12 protein-coding genes and 1 pseudogene are annotated in these 14,203 nt (G+C 59.1%); all 13 read left to right on the top strand.

Translation table 11 applies throughout. The features are described 5' to 3' along the window. Positions 1 to 28 precede the first annotated feature (28 nt). The 13 genes and pseudogenes from PV407_RS27640 (at position 29) to PV407_RS27590 (ending at position 14,192) form a co-directional block, all read left to right on the top strand. Complete coding sequence (locus PV407_RS27640; RefSeq protein WP_332093226.1) at positions 29 to 571, top strand: AAA family ATPase; 543 nt, start codon at positions 29 to 31, stop codon at positions 569 to 571. A 34-nt stretch (positions 572 to 605) separates the two neighbouring features. Next, positions 606 to 815, top strand: a pseudogene (locus PV407_RS29695) (response regulator); the annotation flags it as partial. 28 nt (positions 816 to 843) lie between these two features. Then, complete coding sequence (locus tag PV407_RS29690) at positions 844 to 915, top strand: LuxR C-terminal-related transcriptional regulator (protein WP_442951718.1); 72 nt, start codon at positions 844 to 846, stop codon at positions 913 to 915. A gap of 230 nt (positions 916 to 1,145) precedes the next feature. Next, positions 1,146 to 1,346, top strand: coding sequence for a hypothetical protein (locus PV407_RS27635; RefSeq protein WP_332093225.1), 201 nt, complete (start codon positions 1,146 to 1,148; stop codon positions 1,344 to 1,346). A 318-nt stretch (positions 1,347 to 1,664) separates the two neighbouring features. Continuing rightward, entirely contained in the window at positions 1,665 to 2,978 is a 1,314-nt protein-coding gene (gene hisD, locus PV407_RS27630) for a histidinol dehydrogenase (protein WP_332093224.1), read from the top strand. 592 nt (positions 2,979 to 3,570) lie between these two features. After that, positions 3,571 to 5,838, top strand: a complete 2,268-nt coding sequence (locus tag PV407_RS27625; protein ID WP_332093223.1) for a helix-turn-helix domain-containing protein — start codon at positions 3,571 to 3,573, stop codon at positions 5,836 to 5,838. A gap of 210 nt (positions 5,839 to 6,048) precedes the next feature. After that, positions 6,049 to 6,960: an ABC transporter permease gene (locus PV407_RS27620; RefSeq protein ID WP_332093222.1), complete on the top strand. Its 912-nt coding sequence runs from the start codon at positions 6,049 to 6,051 to the stop codon at positions 6,958 to 6,960. 10 nt (positions 6,961 to 6,970) lie between these two features. Then, positions 6,971 to 7,831 (top strand): carbohydrate ABC transporter permease, encoded by an 861-nt coding sequence (locus tag PV407_RS27615; protein WP_332093221.1) that lies wholly within the window; start codon positions 6,971 to 6,973, stop codon positions 7,829 to 7,831. Positions 7,832 to 7,908: 77 nt separating this feature from the next. Beyond that, positions 7,909 to 9,471 carry an extracellular solute-binding protein gene (locus PV407_RS27610; protein ID WP_332093220.1) on the top strand — a complete coding sequence of 521 codons (1,563 nt, stop codon included), beginning with the start codon at positions 7,909 to 7,911 and terminating at the stop codon, positions 9,469 to 9,471. A gap of 45 nt (positions 9,472 to 9,516) precedes the next feature. Further along, on the top strand, positions 9,517 to 10,572 hold the full coding sequence (locus tag PV407_RS27605; RefSeq protein ID WP_332093219.1) for an amidohydrolase family protein: 1,056 nt from the start codon (positions 9,517 to 9,519) through the stop codon (positions 10,570 to 10,572). A gap of 56 nt (positions 10,573 to 10,628) precedes the next feature. Further along, positions 10,629 to 10,985: a Rieske (2Fe-2S) protein gene (locus PV407_RS27600; RefSeq protein WP_332093218.1), complete on the top strand. Its 357-nt coding sequence runs from the start codon at positions 10,629 to 10,631 to the stop codon at positions 10,983 to 10,985. A 535-nt stretch (positions 10,986 to 11,520) separates the two neighbouring features. Continuing rightward, complete coding sequence (locus tag PV407_RS27595; RefSeq protein WP_332093217.1) at positions 11,521 to 12,612, top strand: MupG family TIM beta-alpha barrel fold protein; 1,092 nt, start codon at positions 11,521 to 11,523, stop codon at positions 12,610 to 12,612. A gap of 266 nt (positions 12,613 to 12,878) precedes the next feature. After that, positions 12,879 to 14,192, top strand: coding sequence for an ABC transporter substrate-binding protein (locus PV407_RS27590; protein WP_332093216.1), 1,314 nt, complete (start codon positions 12,879 to 12,881; stop codon positions 14,190 to 14,192). The last annotated feature ends 11 nt before the right edge of the window (positions 14,193 to 14,203 follow it).

Below are 14,203 nucleotides of genomic sequence, written 5' to 3'. Positions count from 1 at the left end.
CCGAAGCGGGCGGAAAGGAGGCCAAGCGATGGAGCGAAACGAGCCGCCGGTCGTACTTATAACCGGCATCATGGCGAGCGGCAAATCGACGGTCGCGCAGCTGGTCGCCGAAACGTTTCCGAAGTCGGTTCATTTGCGCGGAGACGTCTTCCGCAAAATGATCGTGAACGACCGGAGAGAGGTGCGGCCGGACGCCGGCGAAGACCAGCTGGAGCAGCTGCGGCTCCGGTACCGGCTTGCGGCAGCGGCGGCCGATACATATAACGCCGGCGGGTTTGCCGTCGTCGTGCAGGACGTCGTCGTGGGCCAAATGCTCGGCGATTTTATCGGCTTCGTGAAAACGCGGCCGCTGCACGTCGTCGTATTATGTCCCCGTCCCGAAGTCGTCGCGCAGCGGGAAGCGAACCGCGCGAAAAAAGGGTACGGCATATGGACCGTAGCCGAGCTGGACGATGTGCTGAGACGGGAAACGCCGCGGGTCGGCCTTTGGCTGGACTCGTCGGACTGGACGCCGGAGCGGACCGCTCGGGAAATAAGCCTTCGGCTGCCGGAAGCGCGGATCGAAGGCTAGCCGCGGCTCGGGCAAAAGGGGAGAAGCGGACCTTATGGACAATTGCCGCATTTTGCTGGTGGAGGACGACGAACATATTCGGGACATGGTGGCCGGGTATTTGGAGCGGGAAGGATACCGGGTCGTCGAAGCGGACTGCGGAGCGGCGGCGCTCGAGCTGGCGGAACGCGAGCGACCCGATCTGATCGTGCTGGACGTCCTGCTTCCGGATATGAGCGGGCTGCACGTCTGCGCCGAGCTGCGGAACCGGCCCCGGACTTCGGCCCGAAACGCTGACGAAGCGGGAGTCGGACGTCGCGGAGCTGCTGGCGCGCGGCTTGACGAACGAACAGATCGCGCGGTAGCTCGGTTTATCCGTGACGACGGTCAAATGGTTCAATACGCAAATATTCGGCAAGCTGGACGTGAAAAACCGGGCGGAAGCGATCGGCAAGCTGCACCGGCTGCGTTTTCCCCGACTTTAGACCCGCCTTGCGTTCGATTATCCCGGAATGATAGCAAAATATGTCGGAACTCCCTACCTTGGTCGGGTGTGCGCCAAGGTCTTTTTTCATACACCGGACGGGGGGCGGCCATGTCCGCCGGCCGACGGGGAGGAAAGCCGCGAAACGGATACGCATGCCGGCGTTCGGCAGCGGATCGCCGCCTGCCGCATTGCGCGGAGCGCGGGACGGACGACCGGAACGCCGCGCTGCTCGTGCGCGATTTGGAGCGGCTCGAACGCGAGATGACCAGCCTGGTTTTGAACTATATCGGAAGGAAGGCACCGGTTTGAGCGATGCCGCCCCGCGGAATGCGGTTGATTCGGTTCGGCCAATCGAATGTATAGATCGGCTCTTGCGTTCCGTACGGGATTGTAGTAAGATTTGCTAAATCCCGAACGAAGGCGGTTGCCGCGATGAGGAACGTCAAAGCCGGACTGTATCATCATCATACGTAGAGCGTTTGTACCCGATCGCGCCGTAAACGCGGGTATAAGCGCTTTTTGCACTTGTACCTGCGCCGCTTTTCCTAAGCCATGCAGGTATTTTTATATCCTGCGCGGCTTTTTTGTTTTTCTGCATATTTTTCATCTACAAGGAGGCAAACGAGGATGGGCAAATTGACGTACAGACTGCCGGAGGAGCGGGAGGAGCTCGACCGCCGCCTGGAGCGCCGGCGAAAGCTGTTCGACCGAAGCGAGCTGCAGGACGTAAACGGGCTGTTCGGGCAGGTGGAGCGGGAAGGCGACGAAGCGGTGATGCGGCTGACCGAATCGTTCGACCGCGTGAAGCTCGAACGAATCCGGCTGGAGGCGGATTATATCGACGAATGCGTGAAGGGGCTGTCGCCGTCGCTCCGCGAAGCGATCGAACGGGCGAGGGACCATATCCGCGAGGTGAACGAGGCGCTGCTGCCCGGGTCGTGGCGGCGCGAGATCCGGTCGGGAACGATCGTCGGCGAAATCGTCACGCCGCTCGACGCCGTCGGCCTATGGATCCCGGCGCGCAAAGGGGCGCTCATCTCGACGGCGCTCATGCTCGTCGCCGCCGCGAAGACGGCCGGGGTTCCCCGCATCGCGGTCGGCATGCCGCCGCTGCCGAACGGACTCGGCGACCCGGCGACCGTCGCGGCGGCCCGGCTCGCGGGAGCCGACGAATTCGTCGTCGGCAACGGGGTCGCCGTCATCGCCGGCTTCTGCCACGGCACGGCGTCGATCCCGCGCGCGCGGGGCATTTTCGGCCCGGGACCGGGCGGCATCGCGGCGGCGATGACCGCGGCATCGTCGTACGGCGTCCATACGGCCGTCGGGCTCGGCCCGACCGAATGCGTCGTGTTCGCCGACGAGACGGCCGACGCCCGGGTCGTCGCCTACGACTTGCTGAACGAAGGCGAGCACGGGCCGGACTCGTCGTCGATCCTCGTCACGACGTGCGCCGAGCTGGCGCGGCAAGTCGAGCGGCACGTCATCGAGCTGATCGGCGAAGCGGAGCCGCCGAGGCGGGACTATTTGCAGGCCGTGTTCGGCGCGAACGGGCTCGGGGCGATCGTCGTGGCGGAGTCGGTCGAGACGGCGTGCCGCTTCATGAACGACTTTGCGCCGGAGCATCTGATGGTCGTCTGCGAAGCCGAGACGGAACGGCTCGTCGCGGAACGGGTCCGGAACGCGGGAGAACTGCTGCTCGGCCCGTACACGCCGTTTTCCGCCGCCAATTACGGCATCGGCATTACGGCGGTGCTGCCGACGAACGGGTATGCCGGATCGTTTTCCGGCATTACGAGCCGGCATATGGTGAAAACGACGACCGTCGGCCGATTGGACCGGGACGCGCTGGCCGGCCTGCTGCCGATCGTCGGGGAACTCGGAAGCTACGAGCGTCTGCCCGGCCATATCCGGGCGGCCGAGGTGCGGCTGTCGGAAACATAACGTACGCGGCCGGAGCTGCGGCCGGGCGGGAGCCCGAACTCGAGCTCGGAGCTCGAGCTCGGGCCGCGGTCTGCGATGATCCGGGCGCGCTCCAAGCGCCGCCGCTGCCTTTGCCGCTGCCGCAAACGAGCGAACGGGTTTTCCGTTCATGCGCCCGCTTTACGGCATTTGCGCGACAGCCTCCTGGTCTTAACCGAACCGCAATTAACCGCAATCCGTTATTCCGGTTATGTCCGGTATTTCCCGAAAATAAAGGAACCGTTTTCCGTTATCCGTAGGTTTGGCGAGGCGAGGCGGCATTTTTCCACGAAATAGCGGATTTCCGTATATTTCCGTACCGCTATCCGTCCTGAGCGATGCCGATTTGCGCAAATAACGGAATGCGGTTCCGCTCTAACGCGGGAGCGGACAACGACGAACTTGCCGCTCGCTTTCCCCTTTACACTAAAAAAATAAATTACATAATACATGCAAAACGGTTGTAATAATATTGCAAGATGGTATAATTTTTTGTGCACGGTAAATTGTAAGCGGTACCAATCGATGGACCGGCCGGCGAGCGCGTCTAGAAAAAAAGGGGGACGAACCGGGTATGATACGTCTGCACAAGCCTCGTATCGCTCTGTTTTGGCAGTTTTTCGCCAAATATTTCGTGCTTTTCCTGATCCCTGTCCTTGTCGCCATTACGTTTACGTACTTTTTCGTCGTCCGTTTGATCGAGGACGATGCGAGACAGCGAAACGACATCATAATGAGCAACAATTCCGAGCATATCGATTCCGCCTTTTCCGCGCTTCAGACGAATATGATCAACCTGCTGAGCGACGCCAACCTGAAAAGCTTTCTCCGGGTCGCCGCCGCCCCTCCGGATAACCAACAGCGCAACGAATGGCTCCACTCCACGATGGACCAGCTCGACAAAATCGAAGCCGGCGATCTCGTGCTGAACGCCTATTTGTATATGGCCAGCGAGGACATCGTCGTCGATTCCGAGACGTTAAGCGACAAAGCCTACTATTTCCGCTACAAATATCCGATCGGGGATGCCGATCGGGAGGCGATCTTTCCGCATTTTTCCGGCAAAAAAACGATGGTTTTCTCGAAGCCGTACACGATCGGCGTCAGTCCGCTTTCCTCGGACACGGCCGCGTCTCCCCATTCCGTCGTTTCCGCGATGATGAGCTATCCGTTCAACTCGGCGACCCCGGAAGTGTATCTCGTGCTGGACATCAATCTCGACCTGCTGCGCGAAAGGATCAGCATCCGCGAAGATTGGGTAACCGGAACGGCGATCGTCGACGGCGACGGACAAATTGTCGTCCAAAGCGGTTCGATGGCCGGGATGACGGACCGCGCCGGCGGAAACGCCGTCTCTTCGAGCCAGTCCGCGTTCAACGAATCGTGGCGGTACGTCAGCGTCGTCGATCTGGAGAAGCTGCTGCAGCCGGCCCGGATGATCCGCATGCTTTCGCTGGCGTTTTTCGGCTTCTTCCTCGTCCTCGGGAGCGGCGTGTCGTACTACTTGAGCCGCAAGCTGTACGCCCCGATTTTGGAAATCAAAACGGGCCTCGCCACCTATCGCGGACCGGAACCCGCGGCGCGCCGGGAAGGGAACGATTTCGATGTCATCAAACGGTTTTCGGGCATGCTCATCTCGGAAAACAGCCAGCTGTCCCGCCTCGTCAACGGCATGGTTCCGCTCGTGCAGGACCATTTCGTGACGAAGCTGCTGCTCGGCGAATTTCAGGATGCGCGTTCCGTCGCGGCGTGCGCCGACGAAATCGACTTCGCCTACGATCCGGAAGCGGAGCGGACGGCGCTGTGCATCGAAATTCAATATTACTCGCGCATGCAGGAAGGCCAGACGGAAACCTCGAAGTCGTTTCTGCTCGCCGAGCTGAAAGAGAGCATCCGCAAGTCGTTTCCGGATACGACCGTTTGGCTCAGCCATACGAAGCCCGACATTTTGGCCTGCGTCCTGCACGGCGCTCCGCATGCGGACGTCGATCCGAAGGAAGCGGCGGAGAGGATCAAGCGCTGCCTGGAGCCGTTCGCCCCGTACTACAAGGCGACGGTCGGCATCGGGCAGACGGTAGGCTCGATCGAGGAGCTGCACGTTTCGTACGACAGCGCCCTGTCGATGCTTCGGTTCAAAGGCATGCTGCCCGAGGTCGAAATTTTCGGCGAGGAACGGGCGCGGGACGAACGGGCCGCGTGGGACAGCTATTTGTCGACGCAGGACGTAAGCCGCATCTTCAATCTGTGCAAGTCGCGCGATTACGACAGCCTGCTGCAATCGGTGTACGACAGGCTGGAGGAGGGCAAAAACGCGCGCGCCTACGAAATGAAATATTGGTGCTCCGACGTGCTGAACACGTGGATTCGCGCCGCCGAGCACGAGCGGACCGATTTCAGCATCGCCTTTTACTCCAAGCTGTTCGACAGGCTCGGCCGCTGCGTGACCGTAAGCGAGATCAAGCAGACGTTCCGCGACATTCACGAGCTGATGTTCCGCCGCAGCGAGCCGCACGAGCGAACCCGGCAGTTCGCCGAAATCGTCGCGTACATTCACGAGCATTACGCCGAGGAGCTGTCGATCGAGAAGTTCGCGCAGCAAATGAACATGTCGGTCGGCCATTTCAGCCGGACGTTCAAGGAGGAAGTCGGCGAGAAGTACGTCGAATACATCGCCAAAGTGCGGATGGGCAAGGCGAAGCAATATTTGCTCGAGACCGATCTGAAAATCGACGAAATCGCCGAGAAGGTCGGCTATTGGGGGCGAAATTCGTTCATTCCGATATTCCGCAAATACGAAGGGGTAACGCCGGCCAAATACCGGACGATCTACTCCGCCCAATAGAAAAGCGAAGAGACTTCATTTTTTCGGAAGTCTCTTTTTTTTCCGGACTTCCCGCGCCGTTACGCGGCTCTCGGGCGCCGCGCAACAATGGCGACTCCGCCAAAATATGCGCGCTTTACGATCGTTTCGCCGGGCCGTATAGTAGGGCCATGAACGAGGCGCCGGACCGATTCCGACAATGAAACCGTTTGCAGAAAGGTTGTGATGCTGATGGCCCGTTCCGTTCGTTTGCTGAAAAAGCACAAAACGCTTTACTTGCTCATGCTGCCCGGCATTTTATACTACTTGATTTTCAAGTACGTGCCGATGTACGGCATCGTGATCGCCTTTCAAGATTTTTCGATCGGCCGGGGCATTTTGGGCAGCAAATTCGTCGGGTTCAAACATTTTTACGAGTTTTTTTTCAACACGCCCGACGCCTGGAAGCTGATCCGCAATACGATCATGCTCAACTTGTACGGACTGCTGTTCCAGTTTCCGGCGCCGATCATCCTGGCGCTGCTGTTCCACGAATTGAAATTCAAATGGTTCAAACGGTTCGTGCAGTCGGTCAGCTACATGCCGCATTTTTTATCGACGGTCGTCATCGCCGGCATTATGGTTACGTTTTTGTCCCCGACGACCGGGATCGTCAACTTCCTGCTCGTGAAATGGTTCGGCATCGAGCCGATTTTGTTTCTGGGCTTGCCCGAATGGTTCCGGACGATCTACGTCGGTTCGGAAATTTGGCAGGGCGTCGGCTGGGGCACGATCCTGTACTTGGCGGCGATCGCCGGGGTCGACCCGACGCTGTACGAGGCGGCGAAAATCGACGGGGCAAACCGGTTTCAGCAAATTCGCCACATTACGTTCATCGGCATGGTGCCGGTCATGATCATCCTGTTCGTGCTCAACCTCGGCCATTTTATGGAGGTCGGCTTTCAGAAAATATTGCTGCTGTACAACTCGATGAACTACGAGACGTCGGACGTCATCAACACGTTCGTCTACCGGAGAGGGCTACTGGACGCCGATTTCAGCTTCGCGACGGCGGTCGGGCTGTTCCAGTCGGCGATCGGCTTCGTCCTCGTCGTCACGGCGAACCGGATCGTCCGCAAATATTCCGATACGAGCCTATGGTGAGGTGACCCGCATGAAAATCCAAGTGAGCTTCGCATCGAGGCTGTTCGATACGTTGAACGTGCTGCTGATGGTGCTGCTTCTCGTCGTCATGCTTTATCCGATGGTGTACGTCTTCTCCGCATCGATCAGCTCCGACGCGATGGTGGCGAGCGGCCGGGTGCTGCTGCTGCCGAAAGACGTGACGCTGCACGCGTACAAGGCGATCGTGGCCAACCCCGACGTTTGGACCAGCTACTGGAATACGCTGCGGTACACCGTCGTCCATACGTTTTTTACGCTGGTCGTAACGTCCGCGATGGCGTACCCGCTGGCGAAAAAATGGCTGCCCGGCCGGAGGCCGATCCTGCTCATGGCCGCCTTCACGATGCTGTTCAGCGGCGGGATGATTCCGACGTTTCTCGTCGTGCAGAAGCTCGGGCTGTTGAATACGATCTGGGCGATCGTCCTGCCTACGCTCGTCAGCACCTGGCATCTGTTCATCATGCGGACGTTTTTCGAAGGGCTGCCGGAAGAGCTGGAGGACGCGGCCACGATCGACGGCTGCGGATCGCTGCAGGTGCTGCTCCGGATCGTTCTGCCGTTGTCGCTGCCGGTCATGATGACGATCGGGCTGTACACCGCCGTCGGTCAATGGAACGCGTTTTTCGACGCCTTGATCTATTTGAACGACCGCAGCATGTATCCGCTGCAAATCATGCTGCGCAACATTTTGGTGGCGGGAGCGAAAATTACGTCCGAAAGCGACTCCAGCCAGCTGCAGACGATGAAATACGCCTTGATCATCGTCGCGACGCTGCCGATCCTGTGCGTCTACCCGTTCATCCAAAAATATTTCGTGCAGGGCGCGATGATCGGCGGCATTAAAGGTTAGCCGCGGTTTTCCCGGGCGTTCCGGCCACGGGGCCGCTGCAACATATACCATATCGAGTACCAAAGGGAGGCAAACGCATGAAAAAACGAATCGCCACCATTGTCGCCACCGTCATGCTGGGCGGGCTCGTCGCCGGCTGCACCGGCACGAAGGATCAGCCTTCGGGCGACGCGAAAGGAACGCCGGCGGCGGACAACAAGAAGCCCATTACGTTTTCGTGGCTCGTGTACGACCGGACGGAAGGCAAAGTCCGCAGCGACTGGGAAATTTTCAAGGAAATCGAGGCGAAAACCGGCGTCAAGGTCGACTTCCAGGTCGTCAGCGCCGAAGGTCTCGCGGAAAAAAGGCAAATTATGATCGCGACGAACTCCGTAACCGATTTCATCCAGGTATCGAACCAGGAAGGCCGGGACAACGGGCCGGAGAAAGTGTTTCTGAACTTGAAAGACTATTTGGACAAGGCGCCCAACCTGAAAAAGTTTTACGACAAATATCCGGAAGCGAAAGCGCAGGCGACCGGCGCGGACGGCGGCTTGTACACGGTGCCGGTGCTCGAAGGCGACGCGGAAGGGAAAGGCTTCAACTTCGTATGGCTCATGCGCAAAGACATGGTCGGCAAGCTCGGGCTGAAGGACCCGACGAATCCGGAGGAGCTGTACCAATATTTGAAGGCGCTCAAAGAGAAATATCCGGACACGTATCCGTTCTCCCCCGCGGCGGTAACGGGCGACGTCGGTCTCTATACCGTCATGGGCAACATGTTTACGGGCATTACGGGCTTCTTCAACCTGAACCCGCAAACCGACAAATACGCGTTCGCGCCTTACGAGAACGGGTATAAAGACGCGATCGTCTACATGAACAAGCTGTACAACGAGAAGCTGCTCGATCCGGAATATCCGTTCCTGACCGCCCCGCAATGGGAAGAGCGGATCATGAAAGGAAAAGCGCTCGTCTCGTACTACTGGAAAGCGAACTTGTCCACGCTGACGGACAACGCGAAAAAAGCGGGAGCCCCCGCGGACTACGAGCTGGACGCGTTTTTGCCGGTCGCCGCTCCGGGCGTCAAAAACTACCAGTTCTCGCGCGCGGTTGTCGGCTCCGTCGGCCGCGCCGTCTCGGCGAAGGTGAAGGACAAGGACCGGGCCGTGCAATTTCTCGATTACCTGCTCAGCGAGGAAGGCACGAACTATTTGGCGCTTGGCATCCAGGGCAAGTCGTACACGCTGGAAAACGGCAAGCCGGTATTCATGAAGGAGTTCGGCGACACCCCTTACGTTCCGCTGCGCCGCGACTTCGGCGTCTGGTACGACCTGATCAACCTGAACAACGCGCTTTCGCGCGAAGCCTGGGAACGCAGCGCCAGCGATAAAATCAAGGCGATCAATACGAAGTACGCGCCGTATATCATCCCGGCTCCGAAAGCGAGCGTCAAGACGAAGGAAGAGCTGGAGCTGGAAAAGTCGAAGCTGAACAACCTGACGAAATTTTTGGAGCAAAAGATTACGGAATTCGTCACCGGCAAAACGCCGATCAACGACACGACGTACGCCGGGTTTATCGACCAGGCGAAAAAGCTCGGCTCCGACGAGCTGCTGAACATGTACAATACGGCCTACAAGCGCACGTACGGCAAGTAAACGGAAGCGGCGCGGCGCCGCTTGCGGCCGAAGGAGGAGCCTCTTATGTCCGAATCTTTCAAAGTGATCGACGTGGACGTCCATAACGAACAAAACGATTCGGTATTCGTCCCATACTTGCCCGAGCCGTGGAAAAGCCGCGTGGCGGCCAGCGGCATCGGCATGGCGGGCTCCGGCTATTATTCGCCGGTCGGCGTCCTGCGGCGGGATTCGGTTCCGCCGGGCGGCGGCAAAGCCGGCTCGGACCCCGACTTCATGCTGAAGCAGCTTGTCGAGCAGTACGACATGGAGTACGCCATCCTGACGGGCGTCATCTACAATATTTCGGCGACGCACGACGCGGACTTCGCCGCGGCGATCTGCTCGGCGTACAACGATTACTTGATTGCCGAATGGCTCGGCAAAAGCAAGAAATTTAAAGGCGCGATGGCCGTCGCGACGCAGGACCCTTACTTGGCCGCGCGGGAAATCGACCGGATCGGCGGACACCCCGACATCGTCGAGGTCATCATATCCAGCGCGGCGCGGATGCCGCTCGGCCAGCGGTATTATCATCCGATCTACGAGGCGTGCGAGCGCAACGGCTTGCCGCTTGCGATCCATCCGGGCGCGGAGGGGGCGGGGAGCTCGACTCCCCCGACCGCGGCGGGCTACCCGTCGCGGTACATCGAGTGGCATACGTGCCTGTCGCAAATGTTTATGACGCATCTCGTCAGCATGGTTTGCGAAGGCGTCTTCGTCAAGTTCCCGAACCTGAAGGTCGTGCTGATCGAAGGCGGCATCGCCTGGCTGCCGGGCCTCATGTGGCGGCTCGACAAAAACTACAAGGCGCTCCGCTCCACGGTGCCGTGGCTGACCCGCCTGCCGAGCGAATATATTCGCGACCATTGCTACTTGTCCACGCAGCCGATCGAGGAGCCGGACGATCCGCAGCATTTGATCGACCTGTTCAATATGATCGACGCGGAAAACATGATTTTGTTTTCGAGCGACTATCCGCATTGGGATTTCGACCCGCCGACGCAAATATTGCGGAAGCTGAAGCCCGAGGCGAAGCGGAAAATTTTTTACGAAAACGCGCGGGCGCTGTATAAGCTGTAAGCGAGAGCGAGCGGGCTTATGCGGCGACTTCGGCGCAGAAAGGCGGAAGCGAGGCCATGCCGGTACATTACGTCATGAATGCGAGCGATATTCCCGAGGGCGGACGCGTCATCGCGAACGTGGAAGGCCGGGAAATCGGCATTTACCGGATCGACGGGCATTATTACGCCATCCATAACTATTGCCCGCACCTGGGCGCTCCGCTGTGCGCGGGCGCCGTCTGCGGCACGAATTTGCCTTCCGACGTATACGCCTACGAATACGGCCGCAAAGGCGAAATCGTCCGCTGCCCGTGGCACGGCTGGGAGTTCGACATCAAGACGGGCAAGTCGCTGTTCAGCGACAAAGTGCGGACGCGCAGCTATAAGGTGGAAGTGGCCGACGGCAAGCTCGGCATCGTGATCGGAAGCTGAGCGGGCGCCAGGCGCGGCAGCGCGAACGAGGCTGGGCGAGCGCGCCGGGTGCGGTATGGCGCTCGGAGGCCGATGGCGATAGATCGGTACCTGAGTTCGCCGTAAGCGGCTCGCTCGTTCTTCCCGCACGCGGTCCGCTTGGCCGAGCGATGCCGGGCAAAGCCGGGTCATGCCGAATTGCGCTAACTGCACCGAACTGCGCCAAGCTCCGTAGGCCGAATGTTATTGGAATACCGGAACTTCTTTTGCACCACAGGAATACTGGAATTTCTCCAGCTATTTCATTACTTGTCGTGCGTTGTTCGAAACTAACTGGAAAAGCTCCATTAAAATTGGCGTCTGATTGGCGAAAACGCGTTTCGATCGAGGATTAAGGGAGGTTTTCCCGCTAAAGTGACGCTGGAGGAGAATAAGGCATAATTAGCGGGAGGTTTTCCGGGAAGCTAGCCCCCTCTTGCGGAAGCGATGAAGAAAAACGGAATTGCGGTGCTCGAGCGGGTGCTGCTACAGCGAATAAAAGGAGGCGACCTGCGTTTTGGCGGAGCTTGGACAATCGTTTTACCCGACGCTCGGCATTGCGGACGCCGAGAGGCATTTGGACGAGGCGACCCGCGTCGGCTGCCGGCACCTGTTCACGTCGCTCCATCTCCCGGAGGCCGTCGTCGACGACTGGAGCGAGGTGCGCCGTCTGCTGACGCGGGCGGCTCGCGCCGGCATCGGCATCGCGGCCGACGTGAGCCGGGCGTCGCTGGACGCGTTCGGCGCGAGCCCGGACGACATGTCGCCGCTCGCGCGGCTCGGCATCGAGACGGTCCGGCTCGACCACGGTTTTACGATGGAGGAGACGATGCGGATCATCCGCGCCGGCGGCTTCATGTTCCAGATCAACGCCGGGGCGATGAACGAGGACGATGTGCGGAATTTGGCGCAGCGGGGCGTTCCGCCGGAGAAGCTGATCGCCGTGCACAATTTTTACCCGCGCCGGGAAACGGGCGTCTCGATCGACTTTTACCGCCGGCAAAACCGGATGTTCCGGCAGTTCGGCATGAAAACGGGCGGCTTCATTCCGTCGCTTCGGGAACCGCGGGCGCCGCTGTACGAAGGGCTGCCGACGGTCGAAGCGCACCGCCGGCTGCGGGCGGTCGAGGCGGCCGCCGAGCTGGCGGCGGACGGGCTCGCCGACATGATTTATTTCGGCGACCCGGCGCCCGGGGAGGCGGACTGGACGGCGGCGCGGCAAGCCGCCTCCGGCACGATCCCGCTGCGGGTGCGGTGGCTCGAGCCGCTGCCGGAGGAGCTGCTGCCGCTGCTCGGCGAGACGCATACGTGCCCGTGGGACGGCGCGGAGCTCGTGATCCGCACGCCGCTTGGCCGGCCGTTCGTCCGCGAACGAGGCATCGTTCCGGAGCCGCGGAATACGCTGGAGCGTCCGGCCGGCACGGTGACGATGGACAATTCGCGTTATCCGAGATACGTCGGCGAGCTGCAAGTCGCCCGCGTCGATTTGCCGGCCGACGAAAGGGTGAACGTGCTCGGCCGGGTCGTCCCGGAAGACCGGCCGCTGCTTCGGCTGATCGGCTCCGGAACGCGGTTTGCGTTTGACGTTTCGGACAAAGGGATTCGGTAAAAGCGATAAAACGGTTTTAAGGCGGGAGCGGCTCTCCCGCCTTTCTTTGTTTTGCCGAAAACGTTCGCGAAATCCGATCCGCAGTATCCGCCAAATCCGGCTCCTAAGCGTCTCGAGCCTCTTATTGTCCGGCGAAGAAAGAGAGCAAGATAAGTCAAGTGCCAGCAAGATACATCATTCTCGGTCGGGAATTGCGCAAACTATAATAAAGGCGGAACTATGGAGAAGGACGTTTCAGCCAAATAGATCAAGAAAGGGGTTTCAGCATGAACTATAAAAAGATGCTGCTGTTCGCCATGTCCGTCTCCTTCGTCGCCGCCGCTTGCGGCGCAAAGGAAAGCGCTGACCCGTCGGGCCGGGAGGAGCAATCCAAGCAGGAGGCCGCTCCGCAGCCGATCACCTTGAATTTTTTGAACAGTCATCAGGACGTCCCTTGGGCCGCCATGGCCAAACAATTGACGGAAAAGAAGTTTCCGCATATTACCCTCCATGTCGTCCAGGCAACGACCAAAAAAGAGGAAACGCTTGCCGGGCTGCTTGCGGCGGGCCAGCAATTCGACCTCATCTATGCGCCGTTAGGGGGGCTGTACGAGAACAAGGAGCTTCGCGTCTATACGGACTTGAATCCGTTGATCCGAAAGCACGACTTCGATCCGAACCGCTTCGCGCCCGGCGTCATGGAAACGTTGAAATCGTACGGCGATAACGGCGATATTCCCGTATTCCCGTTCGTTTTGAACAATCACGCCCTCTTTTACAACAAAGGATTGTTCGATAAATTCGCCGTGCCTTATCCGAAGGACGGGATGAGCTGGAACGACGTATACGAGATCGCCAAAAAAATGACGAGACATGCGGACGGCGTTTCTTACAAAGGGTTCAATTTCAACGAGCTGAACATCGTCTATAAAAATCAACTGGGGTTGCCGTTCGTCGACTATAAAACGGCGAAGGGCGTCGTCAATACGGATCGATGGAAAACGTGGATGGATTTGCACGCTTCCTTTTTTCAAATACCGGGCAACGAAAGCGCAGGAGCCTATTCCGAGCAAAATCAGTTTCTGAAGGAACAAATGTTGGCCATGCGGACCGGCCCGAACTTGTTCAATATTAACAATAATATGCTGGAAACGGCCGTTCAGGCCGGCCTCGACTTCGATCTCGTCACGTACCCGACTTTCAAAGGAACGCCGAGCCAAAATCAGATGAATTCGCCGATTATCGGAATCGCTCCGACGAGCAAGCAGCAGGATGCCGCTTTCCAGGTTCTCGCTTACTGGCTGTCCGACGAAGTGCAGCTGCTGCGCGCCAAAGGGGGATACATCCCCGTCGTCAAAAGCGAGGAGGCGAGAAACGTATACGCAAGCGATCTGCCTTACGCGAAAGGCAAAAATGTGGACGCTCTCTTCAAAGATACGATCGGAGCGCCCGTAGCCGCGGGAAAATACGACGGAAAAGCGAGATCGATCGCGAACGACGCTTTGCGGGCGATTATGACGGGCAAGAAAGATACGAATACGGCGCTGCGCGAGGCGGACGAAGAAATCAACAAGTATATCGAAGCCGAAATGAAAAAATAGGAGGGCGCAAC

The organism is Paenibacillus sp. GYB003 (genome assembly GCF_036577625.1).
In the GTDB taxonomy this organism is placed as follows: domain Bacteria; phylum Bacillota; class Bacilli; order Paenibacillales; family NBRC-103111; genus Paenibacillus_AB.
Note: the sequence above shows the minus strand (reverse complement) of the source record. Positions and strands in the feature narration are given on the sequence as shown.

Coding starts and splice junctions, on each gene's coding strand:
- PV407_RS27640 (WP_332093226.1), top strand. CDS start 29: ATGGAGCGAAACGAGCCGCCGGTCGTACTTATAACCGGCATCATGGCG.
- PV407_RS27635 (WP_332093225.1), top strand. CDS start 1,146: ATGTCCGCCGGCCGACGGGGAGGAAAGCCGCGAAACGGATACGCATGC.
- hisD (WP_332093224.1), top strand. CDS start 1,665: ATGGGCAAATTGACGTACAGACTGCCGGAGGAGCGGGAGGAGCTCGAC.
- PV407_RS27625 (WP_332093223.1), top strand. CDS start 3,571: ATGATACGTCTGCACAAGCCTCGTATCGCTCTGTTTTGGCAGTTTTTC.
- PV407_RS27620 (WP_332093222.1), top strand. CDS start 6,049: ATGGCCCGTTCCGTTCGTTTGCTGAAAAAGCACAAAACGCTTTACTTG.
- PV407_RS27615 (WP_332093221.1), top strand. CDS start 6,971: ATGAAAATCCAAGTGAGCTTCGCATCGAGGCTGTTCGATACGTTGAAC.
- PV407_RS27610 (WP_332093220.1), top strand. CDS start 7,909: ATGAAAAAACGAATCGCCACCATTGTCGCCACCGTCATGCTGGGCGGG.
- PV407_RS27605 (WP_332093219.1), top strand. CDS start 9,517: ATGTCCGAATCTTTCAAAGTGATCGACGTGGACGTCCATAACGAACAA.
- PV407_RS27600 (WP_332093218.1), top strand. CDS start 10,629: ATGCCGGTACATTACGTCATGAATGCGAGCGATATTCCCGAGGGCGGA.
- PV407_RS27590 (WP_332093216.1), top strand. CDS start 12,879: ATGAACTATAAAAAGATGCTGCTGTTCGCCATGTCCGTCTCCTTCGTC.